Origin of the sequence: Anoxybacillus sp. B2M1 (genome assembly GCF_001634265.1) — a bacterium.
Lineage (GTDB): Bacteria > Bacillota > Bacilli > Bacillales > Anoxybacillaceae > Anoxybacteroides > Anoxybacteroides rupiense.
This window is the reverse complement of sequence record NZ_CP015435.1, coordinates 568,037-589,974: the sequence shown is the minus strand read 5'-3', so window position 1 is coordinate 589,974 and position 21,938 is coordinate 568,037. Positions and strand designations below refer to the sequence as shown.

At 42.8% G+C, this 21,938-nt stretch carries 27 protein-coding genes; 5 read left to right on the top strand and 22 right to left on the bottom strand.

Annotated elements, in window-relative coordinates:
• The first annotated feature begins 92 nt into the window (after window positions 1-92).
• On the top strand, window positions 93-1,463 hold the full coding sequence (locus GFC28_RS02915; RefSeq protein WP_044745998.1) for an MATE family efflux transporter: 1,371 nt from the start codon (window positions 93-95) through the stop codon (window positions 1,461-1,463).
• Between the two features lie 45 nt (window positions 1,464-1,508).
• Here the strand turns inward: GFC28_RS02915 and GFC28_RS02910 are convergent, their stop codons facing one another.
• The 5 genes from GFC28_RS02910 to GFC28_RS02895 all read right to left on the bottom strand — a co-directional run bounded on the left by GFC28_RS02910 (window position 1,509) and on the right by GFC28_RS02895 (window position 5,317).
• Window positions 1,509-1,664 (bottom strand): YjcZ family sporulation protein, encoded by a 156-nt coding sequence (locus GFC28_RS02910; RefSeq protein WP_063504935.1) that lies wholly within the window; start codon window positions 1,662-1,664, stop codon window positions 1,509-1,511.
• A 44-nt stretch (window positions 1,665-1,708) separates the two neighbouring features.
• Window positions 1,709-1,807 carry a YjcZ family sporulation protein gene (locus tag GFC28_RS18675; protein ID WP_082063809.1) on the bottom strand — a complete coding sequence of 33 codons (99 nt, stop codon included), beginning with the start codon at window positions 1,805-1,807 and terminating at the stop codon, window positions 1,709-1,711.
• 331 nt (window positions 1,808-2,138) lie between these two features.
• The gene (rarD, locus tag GFC28_RS02905) at window positions 2,139-3,053 is read right to left on the bottom strand and encodes an EamA family transporter RarD (RefSeq protein ID WP_044745999.1); all 915 of its coding nucleotides are present in this window, start codon (window positions 3,051-3,053) and stop codon (window positions 2,139-2,141) included.
• Window positions 3,054-3,484: 431 nt separating this feature from the next.
• On the bottom strand, window positions 3,485-4,393 hold the full coding sequence (corA, locus tag GFC28_RS02900; protein WP_044746000.1) for a magnesium/cobalt transporter CorA: 909 nt from the start codon (window positions 4,391-4,393) through the stop codon (window positions 3,485-3,487).
• Between the two features lie 60 nt (window positions 4,394-4,453).
• Complete coding sequence (locus GFC28_RS02895; protein ID WP_044746001.1) at window positions 4,454-5,317, bottom strand: cation diffusion facilitator family transporter; 864 nt, start codon at window positions 5,315-5,317, stop codon at window positions 4,454-4,456.
• 198 nt (window positions 5,318-5,515) lie between these two features.
• On the opposite strand from GFC28_RS02895, the gene GFC28_RS02890 reads away from it, so the two are divergent.
• The gene (locus GFC28_RS02890; protein WP_044746048.1) at window positions 5,516-6,214 is read left to right on the top strand and encodes a class I SAM-dependent methyltransferase; all 699 of its coding nucleotides are present in this window, start codon (window positions 5,516-5,518) and stop codon (window positions 6,212-6,214) included.
• 69 nt (window positions 6,215-6,283) lie between these two features.
• Window positions 6,284-6,544 (top strand): hypothetical protein, encoded by a 261-nt coding sequence (locus tag GFC28_RS02885; protein ID WP_066329456.1) that lies wholly within the window; start codon window positions 6,284-6,286, stop codon window positions 6,542-6,544.
• A 316-nt stretch (window positions 6,545-6,860) separates the two neighbouring features.
• Here the strand turns inward: GFC28_RS02885 and GFC28_RS02880 are convergent, their stop codons facing one another.
• The 3 genes from GFC28_RS02880 to GFC28_RS02870 all read right to left on the bottom strand — a co-directional run bounded on the left by GFC28_RS02880 (window position 6,861) and on the right by GFC28_RS02870 (window position 9,300).
• Entirely contained in the window at window positions 6,861-7,709 is an 849-nt protein-coding gene (locus tag GFC28_RS02880; RefSeq protein WP_044746049.1) for a M15 family metallopeptidase, read from the bottom strand.
• A 50-nt stretch (window positions 7,710-7,759) separates the two neighbouring features.
• Complete coding sequence (gene deoD, locus GFC28_RS02875; protein ID WP_044746002.1) at window positions 7,760-8,464, bottom strand: purine-nucleoside phosphorylase; 705 nt, start codon at window positions 8,462-8,464, stop codon at window positions 7,760-7,762.
• 440 nt (window positions 8,465-8,904) lie between these two features.
• Complete coding sequence (locus GFC28_RS02870; RefSeq protein ID WP_080861063.1) at window positions 8,905-9,300, bottom strand: hypothetical protein; 396 nt, start codon at window positions 9,298-9,300, stop codon at window positions 8,905-8,907.
• A 118-nt stretch (window positions 9,301-9,418) separates the two neighbouring features.
• On the opposite strand from GFC28_RS02870, the gene GFC28_RS19445 reads away from it, so the two are divergent.
• Complete coding sequence (locus tag GFC28_RS19445; protein WP_172798633.1) at window positions 9,419-9,574, top strand: hypothetical protein; 156 nt, start codon at window positions 9,419-9,421, stop codon at window positions 9,572-9,574.
• A 62-nt stretch (window positions 9,575-9,636) separates the two neighbouring features.
• Here the strand turns inward: GFC28_RS19445 and GFC28_RS02865 are convergent, their stop codons facing one another.
• The 4 genes from GFC28_RS02865 to GFC28_RS02850 form a co-directional block, all read right to left on the bottom strand.
• Complete coding sequence (locus tag GFC28_RS02865) at window positions 9,637-9,816, bottom strand: hypothetical protein (protein WP_044746003.1); 180 nt, start codon at window positions 9,814-9,816, stop codon at window positions 9,637-9,639.
• 93 nt (window positions 9,817-9,909) lie between these two features.
• Window positions 9,910-10,227 (bottom strand): YodL domain-containing protein, encoded by a 318-nt coding sequence (locus tag GFC28_RS02860; protein WP_044746004.1) that lies wholly within the window; start codon window positions 10,225-10,227, stop codon window positions 9,910-9,912.
• A 304-nt stretch (window positions 10,228-10,531) separates the two neighbouring features.
• Window positions 10,532-11,296, bottom strand: coding sequence for a sporulation protein (locus tag GFC28_RS02855; protein WP_044746005.1), 765 nt, complete (start codon window positions 11,294-11,296; stop codon window positions 10,532-10,534).
• A complete protein-coding gene (locus GFC28_RS02850; protein WP_044746006.1) occupies window positions 11,280-12,107 on the bottom strand; it encodes a serine/threonine protein kinase in 828 nt (275 codons plus the stop codon). The genes GFC28_RS02855 and GFC28_RS02850 overlap by 17 nt, the downstream gene beginning before the upstream one ends.
• A 277-nt stretch (window positions 12,108-12,384) precedes the next feature.
• On the opposite strand from GFC28_RS02850, the gene GFC28_RS02840 reads away from it, so the two are divergent.
• A complete protein-coding gene (locus GFC28_RS02840) occupies window positions 12,385-13,506 on the top strand; it encodes a DUF2515 family protein (protein WP_044746008.1) in 1,122 nt (373 codons plus the stop codon).
• 36 nt (window positions 13,507-13,542) lie between these two features.
• Here GFC28_RS02840 and GFC28_RS18670 read toward each other — a convergent pair whose 3' ends face one another.
• From GFC28_RS18670 to GFC28_RS02795, 10 genes are all read right to left on the bottom strand, one after another.
• Entirely contained in the window at window positions 13,543-13,719 is a 177-nt protein-coding gene (locus GFC28_RS18670; RefSeq protein ID WP_080861053.1) for a YozD family protein, read from the bottom strand.
• 244 nt (window positions 13,720-13,963) lie between these two features.
• On the bottom strand, window positions 13,964-14,614 hold the full coding sequence (locus GFC28_RS02835; protein ID WP_044746009.1) for a hypothetical protein: 651 nt from the start codon (window positions 14,612-14,614) through the stop codon (window positions 13,964-13,966).
• Window positions 14,615-14,755: 141 nt separating this feature from the next.
• The gene (locus GFC28_RS02830; RefSeq protein ID WP_044746010.1) at window positions 14,756-14,974 is read right to left on the bottom strand and encodes a YozE family protein; all 219 of its coding nucleotides are present in this window, start codon (window positions 14,972-14,974) and stop codon (window positions 14,756-14,758) included.
• A 294-nt stretch (window positions 14,975-15,268) separates the two neighbouring features.
• Window positions 15,269-15,541: a YokU family protein gene (locus tag GFC28_RS02825; protein ID WP_044746011.1), complete on the bottom strand. Its 273-nt coding sequence runs from the start codon at window positions 15,539-15,541 to the stop codon at window positions 15,269-15,271.
• Window positions 15,538-16,941, bottom strand: a complete 1,404-nt coding sequence (gene ablA, locus GFC28_RS02820) for a lysine 2,3-aminomutase (protein ID WP_044746012.1) — start codon at window positions 16,939-16,941, stop codon at window positions 15,538-15,540. Before ablA ends, GFC28_RS02825 begins: the two co-directional genes overlap by 4 nt.
• An 83-nt stretch (window positions 16,942-17,024) precedes the next feature.
• Window positions 17,025-17,864, bottom strand: coding sequence for a putative beta-lysine N-acetyltransferase (ablB, locus tag GFC28_RS02815; protein WP_044746013.1), 840 nt, complete (start codon window positions 17,862-17,864; stop codon window positions 17,025-17,027).
• Window positions 17,865-17,900: 36 nt separating this feature from the next.
• Window positions 17,901-19,175: a peptidase gene (locus GFC28_RS02810; RefSeq protein WP_044746014.1), complete on the bottom strand. Its 1,275-nt coding sequence runs from the start codon at window positions 19,173-19,175 to the stop codon at window positions 17,901-17,903.
• Window positions 19,176-19,190: 15 nt separating this feature from the next.
• Window positions 19,191-19,853, bottom strand: a complete 663-nt coding sequence (locus GFC28_RS02805) for a 3-oxoacid CoA-transferase subunit B (protein ID WP_044746015.1) — start codon at window positions 19,851-19,853, stop codon at window positions 19,191-19,193.
• On the bottom strand, window positions 19,832-20,533 hold the full coding sequence (locus GFC28_RS02800) for a CoA transferase subunit A (RefSeq protein ID WP_044746016.1): 702 nt from the start codon (window positions 20,531-20,533) through the stop codon (window positions 19,832-19,834). Before GFC28_RS02800 ends, GFC28_RS02805 begins: the two co-directional genes overlap by 22 nt.
• Window positions 20,514-21,881: an aspartate aminotransferase family protein gene (locus tag GFC28_RS02795; RefSeq protein ID WP_044746017.1), complete on the bottom strand. Its 1,368-nt coding sequence runs from the start codon at window positions 21,879-21,881 to the stop codon at window positions 20,514-20,516. Before GFC28_RS02795 ends, GFC28_RS02800 begins: the two co-directional genes overlap by 20 nt.
• Window positions 21,882-21,938: the final 57 nt, after the last annotated feature.

Sequence of the window (21,938 nt, the reverse complement as noted above, 5' to 3'; positions counted from 1 at the left end):
GATATTGCAACCATCACACTAACGAAGCATCCCATCAAGTAAAGGCCCCTGTGCGATTGATGCCGCTTCGTCACTAAGAGGGAGGGACTTTTATGGAACAAACTTTTACTCTCAAGCAAAAAATGATTCAATTTTTTCATCTTCTTTTTCCAGTTTTCATCACTCAAATCGGCCTTTATGCCATGAATTTTGCTGATGTGACCATGTCGGGGCATGCCAGCGCCCAAGATTTAGCTGGAGTAGCCATCGGTTCAAATATTTGGGTCCCTATCTTTACTGGAATTAGTGGAATCCTATTAGCCCTAACCCCCATTATCTCTCAACATCTTGGCGCCCAACGGCATGAGCAAATTCCCTATTATGTCCTTCAAGCGGTTTATTTAGCTGCTGCCATCGCTGTCTTCGTGCTTTTGATCGGCGCACTAGGAGTGGAGAGACTCTTGACAAGCATGAAACTAGAAAGCAGCGTGCAAACCATTGCTTCCCGCTATTTATTCGCTCTTGCTTGGGGAATGGTGCCGCTGTTCATTTATTATGTTCTTCGCTGCTTTATGGACGCGCTCGGTCAAACGAAAATCACCATGTTGATTACGTTATCCGCTTTGCCCGTTAATATTGTGTTTAACTATTTGCTGATCTATGGACGCTTGGGTTTTCCAAAGTTAGGTGGTGTCGGAGCGGGATACGCTACAGCCATTACATATTGGTTTTGCTGTTTTCTTTCTTTTTTTATGATTTACAAATTAAAACGCTTTTCGCGATATCACATTTTTCAGAGATTATATCGGCTATCCCTTTCGGCATGGAAGGAACTACTGAAAGTAGGAATTCCCATCGGATTTTCGATTTTTTTTGAAACCAGTATCTTTTCCGCTGTAACTTTACTAATGAGCGAATTCGGTACAATGACCATTGCTGCGCACCAAAGTGCCATCAATTTTGCATCGCTCCTTTATATGATTCCGCTAAGCGTTTCTATGGCTTTAACCATTGCCGTGGGTTTTGAAGTCGGGGCAAAGCGGCAGCGCGATGCTAGGCAATATAGCGCACTTGGTGTTGGAATGGCGGTCGCCATTGCGGTCATTACTTCTTTGCTGCTTTATTTCTTCCGCGGCGAAGTGGCCGCTTTATATACAAGTGAACAAGAAGTGCTGCTGTTAACCAAACAATTTTTACTTTATGCAATCTTTTTCCAGTTTTCTGATGCAGTGGCTGCCCCTATCCAAGGAGCACTACGGGGATATAAGGATGTAAATGCCACGTTTATTGCTGCTTTTTTATCATACTGGGCTATCGGATTGCCAGTCGGATATATTCTCGCCAATTTTACCTCTGCCCGAGCATTCGGATACTGGATCGGATTAATTACTGGATTGGCTACTGGCGCGATCTTTCTTTCATGCCGGCTCGTACTGATCCAAAAAAAATACAATCATCATGAAAAAGCAACGGAAGAAGCTTAGTTGGCTTCTTCCGTTTTATCTTTTTTTATTTTTAGTTGGCTTTCGTTAGCACCAAGCTGCACCAACGATAATTAACAGGATAAACAAGACGACGATAAGCACAAAGCCACGTCCATATCCGTAGCCACCGTAGCCGCCGTAGCCACCATAGCCGCCGCAACCACCGAAGCCGCCATAGCCCCATCCGTATCCAAATGACATGCTACACCCCTCCTTTTATTGCCATGTTATGATGGCAGGGTGAATTAGTACATCCAGCCACCAACAAATGCTGCACCTACAATAATCAACAGAATAAACAATACAACGATTAACGCAAAACCGCCGCCATAAGCTGCACCCATCTTTGAGCACCTCCTTCGCTTTTGTACTAGTAGACTATTCACTTTAGGTGAAAATGGTTAGACTTTTTTATAAAAATGGGTATTTGTATATCATTCCATGAACCCGTAACGCTCGTTCATCATTACATGCAACGCTGATCGATATCACTTTCTATGTGAGTGGGGGATGATCCGCCTTTGACGGTTAGGCGACCGACCGTCATTTTTTACATATACTGTTCATTCATCATATGTATCGAGGATCATCAGTGAATCGATTGGATCTGAGTATTATGAACTTTCATAAATAAAAAAATAGTCCTCGCATGGCGAAGACTATTTTTTATTTCGTTTATATTTTCATTGAATTTCGCTTTGGCAGTTGCAGCTGCTTCACATTTGCAAACGAAAAAATAAGCAAGGCACACCAAATACAACTAAATGCATAGACATGCGTCTTAGTGAATGTTTCGTGAAACAGAAAAACCCCAAATAATAAGCTTAACGTTGGCGAGATATATTGAAGAAAACCGAGCATTGTCAATGAAATGCGTTTTGCACCTTTCGCAAAATACAGCAGCGGCAACGCTGTAACTGGACCTGCACCGATTAACAAAAGCGTTTGCCACCATGAAAAGGAAGGCAAATCTTGAGACTGGGCATATAAAAAAATGAGATAAATAAAGGACAACGGTGTCACCATCATCGTTTCAATCGTCAAACCGATGGCGGAATCAAACGATGTCAACTTTTTCGCCAATCCATAAAATCCAAACGACAACGCAAGCGATAACGCAACCCAAGGAAACTTTCCATATTGAAGAGTAATGAGACAAACACCGATAGACGCGAGTAAAAAAGAGAGCCACTGCCATGTGTTTAAACGCTCTTTCAATACAATCATGCCTAAAACAACGCTAATGAGCGGATTGATATAGTAGCCAAGACTTGCTTCCACAATATGTCCGTGATTCACCGCCCATATGTAGATAAACCAGTTGCCGCTAATTAAGCATGAAGACGCAATGATCCCCCATGCTTGTTTTGGCTGCTTTACCATCTCAAAAAATTGCTTCCAGCATGAACGCATTTGTTTTGTTAACGTCAACAACGCAATCATAAAAACGAATGACCAAACAATGCGATGCGCTAAAATTTCACTCGCTTGACGCTCATCAAGCAATTTCCAATAAAGAGGTAAAACTCCCCACATCAAATAGGCTGCAGCCGTATACAGGATACCTACTTTTTCATTGTGTTGCTTCATTTTGCTTATCCCCTTTTTTGTGTTTCCGCTTTCGTAGGCTCAGAATCAGCTATCCACTCTCTGTCTGTTTCAAAGTATCTACTAAGAACCACCGAAGAGCAGGCAAATCTGACCTTCCTTCAAAAAACAATCCCACCTTTGTCTTCCACCTTTGTCTTGCCTGATAGCTTCCAGATCAAACAGCTATCATAATGCTACTATTATAAATCGCTTTACATAGCTTTCCAAGCAAAAGATCTTTTACAGAAAATTTCTCTCTCTTCTTCTCTTAGGACGGAGACTGGTATTGGATCAAAATCACCACGGTCATCAGCAGACTTGCCTTCGTCACGCAACCAGCATAGCTCCATATTCATACAACTGTCCAGTTATATCATCTATCGATGCAGCCCCCGTCCTTCCTTTTCTTTTTACACTAATGGTCCTTTTGCTTATATAGAGCCGTCCTTCTTTTTTCCCCACCAGCCTTTTTTCTTAAAATAAAATGCAATCGCTATTCCTAATCCGCCCATTAATCCCAATGCATAAATGTACCCATATGTCCATGTTAACTCTGGCATCCATTTAAAATTCATCCCATACACACCAGCGACAAAGGTCATTGGCATAAAAATCACACTAACTAATGTTAACGTCTTCATAATCGTATTCATATGGTCTGATTTCAATGAAAGCTGTAAATTAAAAATATCTGATAACGTTTCCTTAAACGCATCTAGTGCGGCTGTGCTCCTTGAGAAACGGCTTGACACATCCTGAAGGTAAGGACGGATTTTTTCGTTTATATGCGGAATTTCTGGATGGTTTAACGTTTTCATCATTTCTTCTTGAGCTTCAATCGTTTGGCGGAGCTCGTGAATTTTTACTTTCCAGCGATATACGCTATGGCCAATCTCATTTTCAAAAGGGGTTTTAAATACTTGTTTTTCAAGCGCTTGAATTTTATTGGCTATTTCATCAATCACATGTAAAAAATGAAACGTAGCTACATCTAACATCCGATAAAAAACAAAGCACGGATCAACCGCTTCTTCGGGATGATGAAGCAGCTTTTTTTCTACTTGCTCAATCATTGGCTCATCATTCTTTGTATAGCTAATCACATATTGCTTGGTGATAATAAGCTGTAAGCGGCTCACACGCCATTCCTCCTGGATCCAAGCCAGCGAAATAAAAAGACTGTCATCATATACGTCAATTTTCGGTAAATGGCTCTCGCTCAAAAGAGATTGCGTTGCGAGTGGATGAAGCTTCAATTGTTCCGCCAGCAATTTCAACTCGTGTTTTGTTCTCTCGGTAAAATGAATCCAGCATTTCTCTGCTATTCCATCGTGTCGCATCGATACAATCCTTTCTTCATTACGGCATTTATTCTATAGTATGAAAAAAACCTTAATCATTTATGAACGATTAAGGTTGAAGGCTGGCTCAATATGAACATGAGTCATTTCAATTTGATGCTTGTTCCGCATCATCCGTTCCACTTCATCAGCGATTTCATGGCTTTTCGCCACTGTCAGCGCTGCATCAACATGAATGGTCACATCCAAAATGATTTGATTGCCTACCATTCGCGCTTTCACATCTGAAACATGCTTAACTCCTTCAATCTCAGCAATTTCTTGCTCATACACAGCTAAAGTCTGTTCATCAAATCCGTCCGTCAACAAATGCGAGGTTTCAGCAAAAATATGCCAAGCCGTTTTACAAATCATGATCCCAATCATAAAGGCCGCTAATGGATCAAGCCAAAAAAGATGAAACTGCGCACCAATAATCCCAACGACCGTCCCGATGCTGACGAGCGCATCCGATAAATGATCCTTTGCTGCTGCCGCCAATGCTGGGCTATTGACACGCTGAGAAAGACGATGATTAAATCGATACACTAGCATCATCACCAAAGTTGAAACGATTCCTACCCACGCAGCCAGCCATTGCGGCGGTTCATTTTGTTCTTGATGAAAAAGCGACAAAGCCCCCTTCAGAGCAACATCGATTCCAATAGACATCATAATAAAGGCGGCAATCAGCGATGAAATGTTTTCTGCCCGCGAATGTCCATATGGATGATTGTGATCTCTCGGTTTCTGCGCAATTTTTATTCCCGCTAAAACGGCAACAGAAGCAACAATATCCGTAAAATTGTTCCATCCATCGGCCGTCACTCCATCCGAATGAGCAATATAACCAATAGCAAGCTTCGCTGCCGCTAAGATCAGATAGCTCCCTATACTCACCCAAGCCCCAACTTCTGCTTTCATGCATTTCACCTTTCTTTTTCTATTTGCATGTAATAGTTTATCAGCATAACACCATGTGGGTCTACAACAACAAAATTGGCGTACAGAAGGACTATAGAGTAAGACAAACTTTTTCCTATTGAGGGAACTTTATTGCATAAAGGCAAAATTCACTCATTGCGCATAAATTATAAAAAAGAATCATTGGAGGACGAAAAATTGAAAACATATCTTGATGTTTTAGCAGAGTTAGGAATCGATAGTGCACATCCCGGTGGGCCTTTGTTAACCAAAGAAATATTACGTAAACTTAATATACAACCAACAACCCGAATTCTCGATGTCGGATGCGGAACCGGACAAACGGCTGCTTACATTTCCGAAACATACGGCGCTCACGTAACCGCTATTGATATTCATCCTAAAATGCTTGAAAAAGCCAAAAGCCGCTTTTCTTCCCTTCCGCAGCCGGTTCATCTATATCAAGCTTCCGTTGAATCTTTACCATTTCAACCTGAGCAATTTGATATTGTATTATGCGAATCTGTTCTTTCTTTCGTCAAACTGCCAAAAGCGTTACAAGAAATCTATCGAGCGTTAAAACCACATGGGAAGCTCATTGGTATTGAAGCGGCTCATGCGCAGTTGTCCGAAAGCGACAAAAAGGAAATTTGTTCGTTTTATCAATTTCGACAGCTTCTTACAAAAAAAGAGTGGCATCTTCTTTTACGCAAATACGGATTTCGTGCAATTCAAATGGCTGCCTATTCCACCACCCAATATCCTGCCGACCAAACGATCTTCACACTGGAAACTCGTTTATCTGCTGAGACAATGGCAATCTTAAACACACATGAATATATGAAAAAACGATATGGTACTCAGCTTGGTTATTGCATATTTTCGTGCCAAAAGTAGACATTGGTACAAACCTCTTTTTTTTCGACACATACCCTATAAATGTATCAATAAAAAGGAGGACTATACATGTCACAACAATGGTACGATGTCTGCTGCCGTTATCGCGGCCAAGTGGTGCGAATTCATGATCGATCCGGCAATGTTCATGTTGGACGAATTACTCGCGTCACACCCAATCGTGTCTATATCATCCCTAATGACCGACGAAATTTAGGCGGATTTGGATACGGATATCCAGGTTGGGGATGGGGATGGGGTTGGGGATTTGGCTATGGAATTGCACTCGGTGCAATTGCAGGAATCGCATTAGTCGGATTATTCTGGTAGGCATTCTCTTTTTCCTTCCTAAGAAACCGTACAGTATCCTTGCTCATGAATCTTCTCCATCTGCTCCGCAGATTTCCCTATTCATTAATGAGTCGAAAACATCTGCGCTTCAGTTTAGTTGCCTGTACGATTAGAAGGATAAAAACACAACTGCGCTTCCGTTTTAGCGTTCAAACGCAAGGGGAAGATCGCCATCTGCTAAATGTGATTCATTCCTAGCGATTCTCGTGAGTTCCAGAACTCCCTAAATGAGCAAGCAGCGGATCCATGGTAGATCCGCTGCTTTTGTTTTGCATGATGAAAGCGTAAGAAGACGCTATACTTTTTTTACAATCCGGAAATATTCTTCTAGCGTAATTCCTTTTTCAAAAATGACTTTAGCGGCTTTTGTTCCGACATAGCGCAAATGCCATGGCTCATACTCATATCCGGTAATCGCTTCCTTGCCCTTTGGATAGCGAACAATAAATCCGTATTCATGAGCATGGGCTGCTACCCATTTCCCTTCTTTCGTTTGGCCAAAAGCTTCCGTCAAGCCATTGCGGACGCTCGGGCTTGAAATGTCTATAGCCAGCCCTGTTTGATGTTCGCTTTGTCCTGGGATCGCCACAGCTTGAACCGCTTTCGCTTTCCCGTTCTTTCGCACTTCTTCATCAAATAAAACCTTTTGCCGATCATAAGAGCGATATCCCGATACGGCTACAAGCTGGATACCCGCTTGACGGGCAGCTGTAAATAATTGTTCGAGAGCTTTTGCCGCTTCTTTGCGCATATGCCGCTTTTCGACATTCGTTTCAGAAAAAGAAAACGGTACATTTGGAATCACTAAGTCACTTGGTTTATAGGTAGATGGCAAGCTCTGTTCCTTGTTCACCATCGCCAATATATTAGCAGGGTTCATAATGACCTTCATGCCGTTTTTTACTTCAACTACATTCCAATATTGCGATTCAAGCACTAGATCCGGATCTGTTGGCGGCTTTGTTTCTTGCTCGGTCACTGGCTCTTTCGTCTCATTGCCTTGTTCCTTTGTATTCACTTTTTCCGGATGCTGATCTGTCGGCTCCGTTTGTTCTTGCGACTGATGCTGCATATGTTCTTTTTGCGCTGCGCAACCACCGAGCAGACACGCTGCCGCTATGGCTGTGATGATTACTTTTTGCATGTTTTTCACCTTGCTTTTAAGCATTCTTGGCTCACTTCGAATTGTACGGATTAAGAACGGATCGCCGCTTCTAAAGCGACTTCGATCATATCATTAAACGTTGTTTGACGCTCTTGCGCCGTTGTTTCTTCGCCAGTTAAAATATGGTCGCTCACCGTTAGAATTGAAAGGGCTTTACGGCCAAATTTAGCGGCTAATGTATAAAGTGCAGCTGTTTCCATCTCAACCGCCAACACTCCGTAACGCGCCCATTTTTCAAACTCTGCATTTTCGTTATAGAACATATCGGCTGTGAATACGTTCCCTACTTTTAGCTGCAGGCCCTTTTCACCGCCAATATCATATGCTGTTCGCAGCAAATCAAAGTTCGCTGTTGGCGCATAGTCCACAGCCCCAAACGTGGCACGGTTCATTTGTGAATCAGTTGATGCGCTCATGGCCAAAATCACGTCGCGCACCTTTACATCTTTTTGAATCGCTCCGCATGTGCCTACACGAATCAGCGTTTGGGCGTTATAGCTTTGCATCAGTTCATTTATATAAATCGAAATAGACGGTACCCCCATTCCCGTTCCTTGAACAGAAATTCGGTGTCCTTTATATGTACCTGTAAAACCAAACATGCCGCGTACGCGGTTGTAGCACGTTGCTCCTTCTAAAAATGTTTCTGCGATATATTGTGCTCGAAGCGGATCTCCTGGCAGCAAAACTTTCTCAGCAATTTCATGTTCTTTCGCTTCGATATGGATACTCATTCCATGTCCTCCTTCAAAAATATCGTTTTACTCAACCATTGTACACTCTTTACTGAATATGCACAATGGTAAGAATGATGGATCGATCCACACACGGAAGACGGAATGAATCATCTTTGAAAAATCGACGGCAAGAGACCATTCTATGGACCTGTCTATGCTATTGATGCCATAAAAGCCCAACTATAAATCCATATTGATACAAATATAAACATTCCCAGTTACATCTGTCCCAATCCGTACAACGAGCGGCCCTTTCTTTTTTATATTATGAACATCTTTTTATTTGATTCATGATTGAAAAATTTGATTGGTAGGTACAGTTAGAAGAAGATTTCGTAGGAAAAGACCAGAAGCACAAAAAAGGTAGGGAGTGTCTCCTCCCTATTTTCTCTACTGACCACATTCATATAGAAGAAAAAGCAACGATAGCCAAAAAGCTAGGAAGTCTTCGATTGATAGTTATCATGCCGCCCCCGAGCTAAATACTCCTCTTTAATATACAATACCTTTTTATCAGGACTTATTATATATTTTTTCCTTTTTCTTTCGTATTTTGAAAATCCGATGCAAACAAGGGCATAGATTGGCAACAGCAGTTGAATGGCTCCAAAATATACATAAAAGAATGACGGAAACGAGGGCCGACTATTCGCTTCGCTTAATATATAATACAGGCCAGCAATGATTATGCCGAGCAGCAGCACATTGGCAACATGCAAACTCGAAATTTTTCTGCGCCGGTTAAACTTTCTCTCTATGACTGCTTTTATAGACAATAAAACCATTGTCAATATTACCGAAAGAAAAGCAGAAGCGATTAATGCCGTCATCATTCTTCAATCTCCTTCCTTTATTTAGCATTTAAAGTCAAAACCCTGCAAAAAATCTCCAACGATAATCCTATAGAAGCGGCACATACTAATAGGCAAACAACACAAAGGAGGCGAAACAATGGGGAAAAAACATCGAAACCGAATAAACGGACAGAAGAAGAATAATCATATTCCAAAAGAGGCGCTACAGTCAGAAAACGCAGCACATGCTAAGGAGTATTCAGCAACCGGACGAAAAAACGGTCCCGGCCATCACGACAACCCTGACAGCTAATACGCCTTACAAAATTTAATGGTAAAACGAAACAAACCCTTGCTGAACACAAGGGTTTGTTTTTACGACGATGAATCTACTTCATCCAGCGCGAGCGTCACAACCTTCGTATAGTCTCCGCGCGCAATTTCCTCTTTTGAAGCTTTTTGTCTCAATTCTTCATCATCGTCTATTCCCGGCGCCACAGTCGGTGGCTCTTGTTGCCGTTTCAAATCCTCGCCTCCTTTTTTATTTTTATCCATTCCCTTGTGTCCACGAAACTATTCGATTTTTTTCATTGTAGCATACTTTCTCGACAAACAAAATAATTTTTTAGAATTTTCTAAAATTAACAATTACCGAATGTGGACACGATTGATTTTTTTCCATCCATCTGCGCAAAGCTTGTAATACGTTTTTCCGTACGTTCCTTCATCAATGAGGACAACATCTCCTGTACTAACATACCGCGCCTTATAGTCTTTTGGAAGCAAATCCGCTACGTTAAACATCCGATAAATAATCGCCAGTGCTTCATCATGCGTAGTAGCATTGACCGTTAAACGATAAACAGGCTCATATCCCTTCACCTGTCCGTATCTTGGCGTCTGCAGCAGTGTCGCATCGTAGATTTGCCGTGATTTCAACATTTTTTTCACTAACAGCCGAACCATATAACATCTCCCTTTCATTTCTTTTATCAATTTATTAGTCATGTTGACTGTCGATTCCTTTAGCAAAATAACAGTTGTTTTGTCGAACTAAAAAAAGATCGGGCTTGTAGCCCAATCTTTCAGATTTCAGACAAAATTCATTTTGACTTTCCCTATCTCTCCGACATCCACTCATTTCGAATGTTCCATCTTCAACTGTCTTGACGCTTTTCAGATAAGAAACGCGGCTGAGCAAAGATGCGAATCGAATCAAGACGTTCATCAACGAGGCAAGTGGCACCATCGTCTGCTTGTCGCTCCGCTTTTAGCAATACGATTGTAGCAAACGGGAAAGCTTTTGAGGAAGCTGGGCAATTTCAGCAGTGGTGACGCGAAACCGAACATGCGATTCATCTAAATCCATCGCCTCTGCCAGCAAGCTGCCCAATCCACGCGCCCGACGATCAATCTGCATGTATATTTCGACTTCATCTTTCGAAATCGGCGAAAATACAAGTTCAATCTCATCCAATTTACTGCGGAATGATCCGGATTTCGGAACATACTCAAACTCTTGAACAAAAGGAAGACCGTTCGCACCTCTCGCTTTTTTACATTCCGCCTCACGCAATCGGAATCCAAGCTGTTCCACAGCCGCTAATACAGCGGTCATGACCGGAGACGGTTCAACGCGAATGTAATCTTCATCTGTTGGGTCAAGCGCTTGCTTGATATCCAATCCTGTATGAAGCCATACCTTTGTCCTTCCAACAGAGATCGGCGTCTCAATCGGGAGAGTAAAACAAAAAGGGATTTGCCGCCTCTCATGAGCTCCGATCGTAAACTTGTCAGTGATGCGCCATTTGCCAATCAACGCATGGCGCGTGCTTTTTCGATCATCAATTTCCACTGTATACGTAGTATAGAGAGAAATATAAATATGATCAATTTCTTGCGCGCTGCTGCCTCCTATGATATCGACCACTCCCTGAACATCGTCGCCGATCATAAGCCTTTCAGATATCAGCTTGGCATCTACTTTAGCCGCTCCTATTCCGATGCTTGCCAGCATTTTATGAAACAATGACATGCTTGTTCCTCTCCTTCCGTTTGAGCATGCAATCAATATCCTCCTTTAATGACGCGATCTCGTCATAAGGCTCCGTAATTTGCAGCATCCTTCGCAAAATGGTGCGAGCGAAATTCGATATTTCCAATTCTTCTTCCCAGCTTCTTTCCTCTTTCGTCGTCGGCTCATAGGAAGAATAGAGCAAAAACAATAAAAAGTGTCCCAATGCATAAATGTCGCTTTTCACATCAATCTGCCGGCGTAGCTTTTTTTCCAGAATATATGTTTCTATATGAGGATCCTGTTCGGATAAAAAGCGCGCCAGACCAAAGTCGATAATGCAGACATCCTCATCGCGCAGCAAGATATTCGGGATTCGCAAATCACGATGAACAATTCCTTTTGCATGAATATACTCAACAATCGTTAATACTTGTTTTAATAATTGAAAGGCTTCTTCTTCCGTAAATACTTTTCCCTTTGCAAAGATAAGTGATTCTACCGTGTCCCCCTCCATATACTCCATTACGAGATGGGGGGTATGACGCACAGTAAACGTGTCGTATAAAGCAGGAATTTGCGAGTGATTGAGTTGCCTTAAAATAGCGGCCTCTCTTCTAAAAGAATCTTCTCTTGTTTTCCGCTTCCGCTTTCGCATTTGCTTGATCACGACTTGTTTATTTGTGTGCAAATCGTTCGCCAAATACGTGATGCCATAGCTTCCCATCCCTAGCTCCTGTATGATTTCGTAGCGGCCATACAAAACAGCTCCTTTTTTATAGCGTCGTTCGAATATTCGCTGAATGTTCGTGAAAAAATAAGAAAGATTCATGGTTAGCTGCTAAAGAAGCTGGAAAAAAAGCTTCCGCTGCGATGCTTCTTTTTATAATGCCCATGACCGTAATGAGATGGATGAATATGCTTACGATATTTTGAATAATGATCGCTGCTCGAATAATGTGGCTTATGGTGGCGGCGCGAAAGGTTTTCTTTCAGAATCGACTTCATGATTTTTCTTAACACTGCCATCGCTCCCTTTGATCCATAGTCCCTTATATATACGTCAAAAGGCAAAGGAAGTTTCAAAAAGTTTTAAGGAGATACTTGCAATGGACAGCTTTCACAATTGGATCGCCAAGATTTCTCACCCATTCCAATCACTATATCGACATCTTTTATATCGGGAGTCCATTCCGATTGCCTCATCTTCTATATGTGAATACTTATGCCGACAGTGGGAGAAGCCAGAAAAAAGCCAGCCGTTCACGGACGAAGAAAAGCGTCTTATCTCCTGGATTCGCCAACAAACAAAACATCATAACCGCAATAACGTTACACGTACACAAGCGTATCTTTCTTTTTTCACACGCTTTCCCGAGATTCATTGGGCGCTTGTAGCACATCTCGTTTCGCGTAATGGAGGCTGGAATATGACTGATCTCAAAGGCGGGTTAATCCCATCGATTATTGGCCATGAGCAAATTCAGCCGCTTTTTTTATTTTTAGAACGAGCCAATGCCTTAATCTTCCACGATGCTTATCCTCAGCTTTTGCTATATGAAGCAAGCAGGCAACATAACAAAGCGCTGTTTCATCTGCTTCCCGCCTTCTCTGTTTCTTCATTTATGCGCCCGTTTTGGGAGTATTTTTATCAAACAAAGGATTCTCCACTATTGACCGTAGCACTCATTATTAACGAGCAGCAATATATTCAACAGCGGGTCGTTGACCATCCGTTCTATCAATGGCACGTTCTTGATTCTTTTCCATTTCTCATTCAGCAATGGCTCGGATTGAATGATTTATTGATTCCTTATGTGCATAACGAGCGAATCCATCTTGCTGGGATCACGGCTCGTGACTTCGCTGATGTATATCACCGCATTCAGATAGGAAAAGCTCTTTATGGCATGCTGTTTTACCGAAAGCGTATTTTAAGAGGCGTGGGCCGTTTTGTTAGCCAAACCAAGCATACAGGATCGCGCGCTGATTTTTGGCCGCATATTTTTTCGGCGATCAACCATACAAAAGCCGCTCATATCTACAGCCCGCACTTACAAGAAGCATGGGCTGATGTGACGCATCGTTTTTCTGATCGCCGCGATTGGTTTCACGATCTCGCAATCCTACAAGAAATCAAACAACTTCCATTCGTCAAAGCGCCAGAAATCACCAGTCATTATAAGCAAAATCTCAAAAAGCTGCTTGCTGCCGCAAAGTTAACAAACTAAAAACGACGAGGTCATCTCGTCGTTCTTTTTCTTTTCTTATTCATCATCATCCATTTCTTCATCAATAATGCATTTCTCAATTAAGTAGTCAAACGTAATATCCGCCATCTCCTCAAGCTCCATCCGCGATGGAACAAAACCGCGGCGAATCAGTTCTTTAAAAAAAAATTCCGCAATTTCTTCCGTATCAATGACGACCTCGATTTCTTTCATCCTATCGCCCCCTTTGTATTGTTGTATGTGGCAAAACTCCGATTTATGTCAAAAGATTTTTTTCATCCGTATGTATGCAAAAAAAGAGTCGCTCATACATTAGAAATAGCAAAACAAGGGAGGGGTTGCTTTGAATAAAATGGACGAAATCATTGATCATGTCATGGAAACCGTCACAAACAGCCTATTTTTAGCGATTGTTTGCTTAGGTATCCCTTATTTTTTCTATATACTTATCCAATTTTTATGATGGTAAATCTTTCTTTTGGACAAGCTTTTGTAAACGAGTGACTGTCATTTCCATCATGCTCTTATACTGTTCGTCGCCAAACCATTCATATAGCCGTTGATAATCGTTATAAGCATCTAACAGTTGATCGATTGATCCATCCTCTGTCGGGCGTTCTGGAAGCGGTAAATACGAAGAAAGCAATTGATGCTCACCAAGATACCCAAGGAGTGTGATATCTTGTAAAACCGTTACCGATGTTTCTTCTGAAGACGCGATGGAAATGACATCCTCAATATTCGCCTCGATTTCTAAACCGTCCTCTAAGCGCTTTAGCTCATATACAATTTCCTCCCAGCTTTCTTCTTGATAACGATAGATCTCCGTCCGTACACCAATAATTTTAAATAAATCGTGATCATAATTGTGGACATGCACAAGCTCACCAAGAAAGAAAGGAAGTTCAATTTCAATTTCTTCCGCAATGAGCACATCACCGGAAAATTCTGATAGCAATACAAGCGATTGTTCCATAAATAAGCTTTGACTATGATTTACTTCATACAAAAACATATCATCAACATGCTGAATGTCAGTCACCATCCCTACCGTTCCATACAACGTATTGACAACAATATCGCCAAGCGCAAATTTTGGCGTCTTCATCAAGTTTCCCTCCCTTCGATCAAGTGCTATAGTAAATTATATGCAGATAGAAACAAGCGGACACTCATTATCCAAGGAATATGCAGAAATCCAATTTCGTAAGCGATCGAATGAAAAAAGAGCGTTCTTGCTTGAACGCGCTTACGCTTCTTGCAAAAAACGCTCCCATACTTCATCAAACACCGTCATGCTTTCTACATAATCCCCATTCATTTCTAAATAACGGCTGATTTCATCGTAATCAGCTGAAGCTTTTGGAAAACCGTGATCATGATAAACCCCATTCGCCAAGCGAACAAATGGGTCATCTTTTTTTCCATCGCGAAATCTCAGCAAATATCGATAAAATGAACGCTCCATTTCTCTCATCCTCTTTTTTATTCATTCTTCTGCTGCTTGTCATTTTAATGGGTTTCATGATATTTGTGAAGAGATATTTTCATTTCATAAGTGTGAATCATCCATTATTTTACAAAAACAGAGAACGATCTGGTTAAATATTGGCTTCTCTGCCTCTTCCTTCGAATAAGAACGGCAGCAGACATATCCGTTTCGCCAACGTTTGTTGTTCGAGAAGGGCTTGCGTCTAAGGCCGAAAAGCGAGGAATCAAGCGACATCCATAGGTTTTTAGTGAATCATCCACACATCTGATGTTATTTAAAATAATTTCTTTTTAAACGGCGCGGCTGGCTCATTAGCTCTTCATAAGTGACGGTACTGGACAAACGGCTCGTATCAATTAAAAAGAGCTGATCCTCAATCGCTTCAACCACATCATCTTCTTGATACACCATTTGGCAGTCCGGACAGGAAATGCTTGGAGTATGGGTAATTTCAATCGCCCGAAGCCCGTCTGGCAGCTCCCAATAAACCGTTTGTTTCGTTTCTTGAGCTTGTGAAAACCCGCACCAAAGGCATGTAGTCATTCCTTCTTCATCTCCGTTTCATTTGTTTTTTTCAGCATCGCTTGATATTTTTTCTCTTTCAGTTCATCTCTTTTTTCCCGCAAATCCTTTAATGATTTATGAGCAGGATCTGATTCATACATTTTTCGTCGTTCAATGCGCTCTAATTTTTCAGGAACAATCGAAAATCGTGTGTCATTGGCGATGCCGGAAATACCCGCCGTTGATTGCTTCTGATCCATATCCGGAAAAATTTCTTGGAAATAGGCCTCCGCTCGATTGGGAACATAACCCTTCGGCTCCGGATATGACGTAATCACGCCTTCATAATTGCGCAAAATCACTTTTTCTGGCGTTTGTGAAATGAGGTAGTTCGGTTGCAAGGCAATTTTCCCGCCGCCGCCAGGAGCGTCAACCACAAAAACCGGCACGGCATATCCCGAGGTGTGTCCCCGCAATCCTTCAATGATTTCTAACCCTTTTGATACAGGAGCGCGAAAATGGCTAATTCCTTCTGATAAATCACACTGATAAATATAATACGGACGCACACGAATTTTCACTAAATCATGCATTAGTTTTTTCATGATTGGAACGCTGTCGTTAATTCCCGCTAAAATGACGGCTTGATTCCCCACAGGAACGCCGGCATCAACCAGCATTTCACAGGCACGTTTTGATTCTTCCGTAATCTCAATGGAAGTATTGAAGTGGGTATTCAGCCATACTGGATGATATTTTTTTAAGATGTTGCATAAATTTTCGGTAATCCGCTGCGGAAATACCACCGGAGCTCTTGTGCCGATGCGAATAATTTCAACATGGGGAATGGCTCGCAGTTTTTTTAAAATGTACTCTAAAATTTGATCATTGACTAATAAAGCATCGCCACCTGACAATAAAACATCGCGCACTTGCGGAGTCTGTGCGATATAATCAATGGCAACATCCAGCTGCTTTTTTGGCACCCCCATACCGACCTGGCCGGAAAAACGTCTTCGCGTACAGTAGCGGCAGTACATCGAGCATTGGTTCGTAATTAAAAAGAGAACACGGTCCGGATAGCGATGAGTCAGTCCCGGAACGGGAGAATCTTCGTCCTCATGCAGCGGATCTTCAAGGTCGTATTTTGTTTTATACTGTTCTTTTCCAATTGGCACAGACTGCATGCGAATCGGGCAGCGAGGATCATCTGGATTCATCAATGAGGCGTAATAAGGAGTAATGTTCAACGGGATGGTTTTAGCAGAAATTTTCACCCCTTCTTCTTCCTCTGGTGTTAAATGAATGACCTTTTTCAAATCATCAAGCGTACGAATCGTATTCGTTAATTGCCAAAGCCAATTATTCCACTGCTCTTCTGTGACATCCTTCCAAAGCTCGATTTCCTTCCAATGGCGTTTCGGCCGATATAGACTCATAGGTAGTAAACCCTCCTTTATTTGATCGTCGTGCTGCCTTTTTTGGCTTGCTACCATATTTATGCGTTTTTACTAAAAAGGCATCATGTCGCCGACAAATCTTTTACCCATATATTCATATCTTCTAAATCATTAAAAATATAGCAATTATTAATCAGCCGGCCGCTATAACGATAGCCTAGCTGATGAAAGGCAGCGTTCATTCCATACGATTGCGCACGGGCCAGCGAGTAAGCGCAAAAAATGCCTTGTTTTTTCAGTTCCATTTCTAAAAAGCGAAGCAAATGCTTCATAAGTCCATGCTCGCGATGCTCAGGAAGCGTAGCACAATCCGTAAGCTCTGCGTTGTAATACATCCGATTCACTTCTGCAGATGCGGCACTGACAATTTGCTTGTCATGCTCGATCAGGCAAAAGAGCGCGCCTTTTTTCAAAATGCTCTCCATATATCCGAGCTCGTGCAATGGAGAGGGATAAATTTTAAAGACTGTTCGATATAGCTCGACAAGCGCCACAGCGTCCGCTTCTTGCGCGTTCCGCAGCTTATAAAGGTCAGGAAGCGGCGACAAGGAAGAGAGCGGCGATTTTGTCTGAATGTCTGCCACCATTTGATCCTCTGCCCATTCATGCCCGCTCATGCGCCTCTCTTGCTGAAAATAGTAGGTAAGAATATGAGCGTCACTCCCATGAAAGTATCCTTGAATCCATCCTTCATAGCGAAATCCTTTTTCAATGAACAATGGCACATGCTCGTTTCTCGCTTTAACAATTAATTTGCTATATTTCTTTTGTTGAGCGGCGGTTTTGATAGAATGAATAAGCGGTAAAACGCTCCCGCGATAATCTTCGACGCGCAACCGTTCATTAAAATCATCAAAGACGACAGAAGCGGCAAACTGCGTTTCTTTAATCCAGTCGTTCATATCACTTCCCCTTTCCTCACAAATGGCCAAAAGATTTTAGACTGATGTGTCCATTTCACACCAATCGATCATCGTTAATGCAATCATTTCTGCCGCTTCCAGCATCTGCGATATTTCAATATATTCATTCGGATAATGGGCCACTGCTGTCGTTCCCGGACCAAACACAACGGTAGGGATCTTTCCGACTTGTGTAAGAAGCCCTCCATCTGTTCCCCATGGTGCCGCCTCAATCACCGGTTCCTCCCGCTTCACATGACGATACGAACGGCTCAATGCTTGCATGAGCGGATGCGTTGGTTCAATCTCGCTTGGCAGCCATTGAGCGCCAAACCATTCTAACTGAACAGGATGCTCTCGAAGCCATTCATCTTGCTCATTGCATTCATGAATGGCGCGCGCCATCTCCTGCTTCGCCTGCTCAATCGTTTCATTTGGCGCTACCCCCATTCTCCCTTCTAAAACCACACAATCAGGCACAGAGGAAGGCCATGTTCCTCCATGGATCGTACCGACATTAATTGGAATTGGAATCGGGATATTTTCGTACAGCGGATCGACCATGCGTTGATTTCTTTCTGTTTCTAACTGCTGAATCCTTGCTAAAATAAGCGATGCCTTCTCAATCGCACTCACTCCTTCATAACGTGTGCCGCCGTGTGCCGATTTGCCTGAGACGATCAAACGGAACCAGAGAGAACCTTGCTGCTTTGGAAATAGTTTCATATTTGTCGGTTCAGGAATGATGGCCCCGTCCGCTTGGTATCCGCGCAAAACAGCAGCTAAAGTGCCTGCCCCACCGCTTTCTTCTTCAATCACACTTTGAAAAATCACGTTTCCTTTTAACTTGATACCAAGGGATTGCAGTGCCTCGATCGCCAATAAGAGCGATGCGGTTCCTCCTTTCATATCAGAGGCGCCTCGTCCATATACTTTTCCTTCCTTTATCTGTCCGCTGTATGGATCATCTTTCCATTGCTGCGTATCTCCCTCAGGAACAACGTCAATATGGCTATTCAAAATAAGAGACCGCCCTCCGCCTGCTCCTTTCCAGATAGCTACAACATTCGGGCTATTTCTAAAGCTAGTGCGTGCTGATACAAAATATGGATGCTGTCGCAGCTTTTCGATATCCGGCTCCCATATATCAAGCTCTAACTGCAGCTGTCGACATTTTTCGATAATGAGCGCTTGTGCGTTTGCTTCATTTTTTTGTGTGCTCGCCTCTTGAACAAGCCGCCTTAATAATTGGATGGCTTGATCCTGATTTTTTAAAATCCATTGATGAAGCTGATTCTGTATATCTTTCATTCTTTCACCTCTTTTTTATTCGATTCGTTTAAGAGACGGGGCAATCTGAAGAAACGCTCCCGTATTGGCCACTACATCTTCCACATGATACGGAGCCATCACTTCTGTTAACAATAACCCTTCTTTTGTCACTTCAATAACCGCTTGATCCGTAATAATCAAATGGACGCATTGCCTAGCTGTCAGCGGTAAAGAGCATTCCGTCACAATTTTGGGCTCGCCATCTTTACTAACATGGCTCATCACCACAATCACTTTTTTCGTTTTTTGAGCCAGTTCCATTCCTCCGCCAACTCCCGGAACACGTTTCCCCGGAACCATCCAATTCGCTAAATCTCCTTGTTCACTTACCTGCAATCCTCCGAGAACTGTAACATCAATCAATCCCTTTCGAATCATGGCAAAAGCGGTAGCACTGTCAAAATAAGAAGCTCCATCGACAATCGTGACCGGATAGCCGGCAGCGTTGCAAAGGTTGGCATCCTCTTTGCCTTTGTCCGGACTTTCCCCCATGCCCAAAATGCCGTTTTCCGCCTGAAACATAATGCGCATCCCTTTCGGCAAAAAATTAGGAATCAGTGACGGAATACCGATGCCAAGATTGACGATCATTCCATCCTTGAGTTCTTTCGCAGCCCGTTTGGCGATACGCTCCCTTATTCCCATGCCCACTTCCAATTCACTCCTCTGCTTTTCACAATATAGTGAACAAAAATCCCTGGCGTTACAATTTCCTCCGGATTCAGTTCGCCAAGCGGCACAATCTCTTCGACTTCAGCAATGGTTATATTTCCGGCCATCGCGACAAGCGGATTTGTATTGCGTGCACTTTTGTCATATACTAGATTGCCGAAAGGATCTGCTTTTTTCGCATATACAAGCGATACATCTGCTGTCAACGGACGCTCCAAAAGAAAGCGCTTTCCATCTACTTCAACGATTGGCTTCCCTTTTGACAACCATTCATGATCCATGCCAATATCCACAAGGATTCCTCCTAATCCAGCTCCTCCGGCGCGAATTCGTTCGATCAGAATTCCTTGCGGAGAAAACTCTACCTCCATCTTCCCTTCTTGAAATAAGGAACCCGCAATCGGATTGGAGCCGATATGCGAAACAATTGCTTTTTTTACTCTTCCTTCTTTCACAAGTGGACCAACCCCGATATGAGGAAAGGCTGTATCGTTACAGATGAGCGTCAGCTGCTCCACTCCTTTGTCAAACACCTCCTGAAGCAGCGTGGGTGGCGAACCAACACCGCCAAACCCGCCAACCATCAAGGTGCAGCCGTCCATTACTTTGTCAATCGCATATTCAATAGAAACGATTTTGCCATACTCATTTCCGGCTACCATCATTGCGACCATTCCCTTTCATTGGAGAATGCTTTTCAATATGATGAAAGGCTTCCTCTAGCAAACTTACTAATTCATCGAGTTGTGCGCGCTCAATCGTGAGCGGTGGAGCAATGATGATCGCTGCTCCATCTTTTCCATTTCCCGCAGCAGACGGATACACAAGCAAACCCTTTTCTTGGGCCTTCGTCACAACGATATCCGTAAATGTCCATTTATTGGGCGTCATTGTTTTGGTATTGGGAACGGTGAACTCGATTCCAAGCATTAATCCTTTGCCGCGGATGTCGCCAATCCATGAAAACTTCTGCTGCAAACGGCATAGCTTCGTAAATAAATCGCTCCCGATCTCCTCTGCTTTTTGAACTAAACGATGCTGATCGATATATTGAAGCACAGCCAAAGCAACAGCAGCTGAAAGCGGATTTGCGCTTAACGTATGTCCGCTCATCACCACTCCTGACCCATTTCTAATCGGCTCAATCACGTGCTCGCTGACAAGCGTAGCAGCAATCGGCGTATATCCAGCTCCCAATCCTTTTCCAAGCGCAATAATGTCCGCCTTTGCCTGCCAATGGTCAAGCCCCATCATTTTTCCTGTCCGGCCAAGCCCTGTCATGACCTCATCGGCAATAAATAAAATCTCATGGCGACGGCAAATCGCTTGAATGCGTTCATAATACCCTTCTGGCGGAGTCAGCGCCGCGCCTGCTGCTCCGATAATCGGTTCAGCAATAAAAGCAGCAATGTGCTCGGCACCGATGCGAATAATCGCTTCCTCCAGTTCATCGGCACAGCGCCATTGACACGATGGCCAAGTTAACTGATAGGGACAACGATAACAATATGGAGGAGGCACATTTGGAAAATCTTCAAGCAAAGGAACAAAACGCTCTCTTCTTGCTGTATGTCCAGACATGGAAAGTGCTCCGAGCGTAATGCCATGGTAGCTAAGCCAACGTGATAAAATTTTATTTTTTCCCTTTTTTCCTTTCTCTTGCCAATATTGAATGGCGATTTTCATAGCCGTTTCTGTCGCTTCCGATCCGCTGTTGACAAGAAACGTCCAATAGCGAGTTTCGCCGCCAATGCGCTCATTTAACGTTTCGGCAAGCTTTTCAGCCGCTTCGCTTGTAAATTGGGAACGGTATACAAACGATACTTTATTCGCCTGTTCCTTCATCGCTTCAATAATTTCTGGAACACCATGCCCGAGATTGGCTGTCACGGCCCCGGAACAGCCGTCTACATATTTTTTTCCATTCGTATCATACACATAGATTCCTTTGGCGTACTGCACGGTCGGATAGTGGCGCTGGAGATGCGGTTTAATCAAATATGTAGGCACCACAGCTGCTTCCCCCTTTTCTGTCTCTGTATTGAGATATTATGCGAATCAAAACTTTTT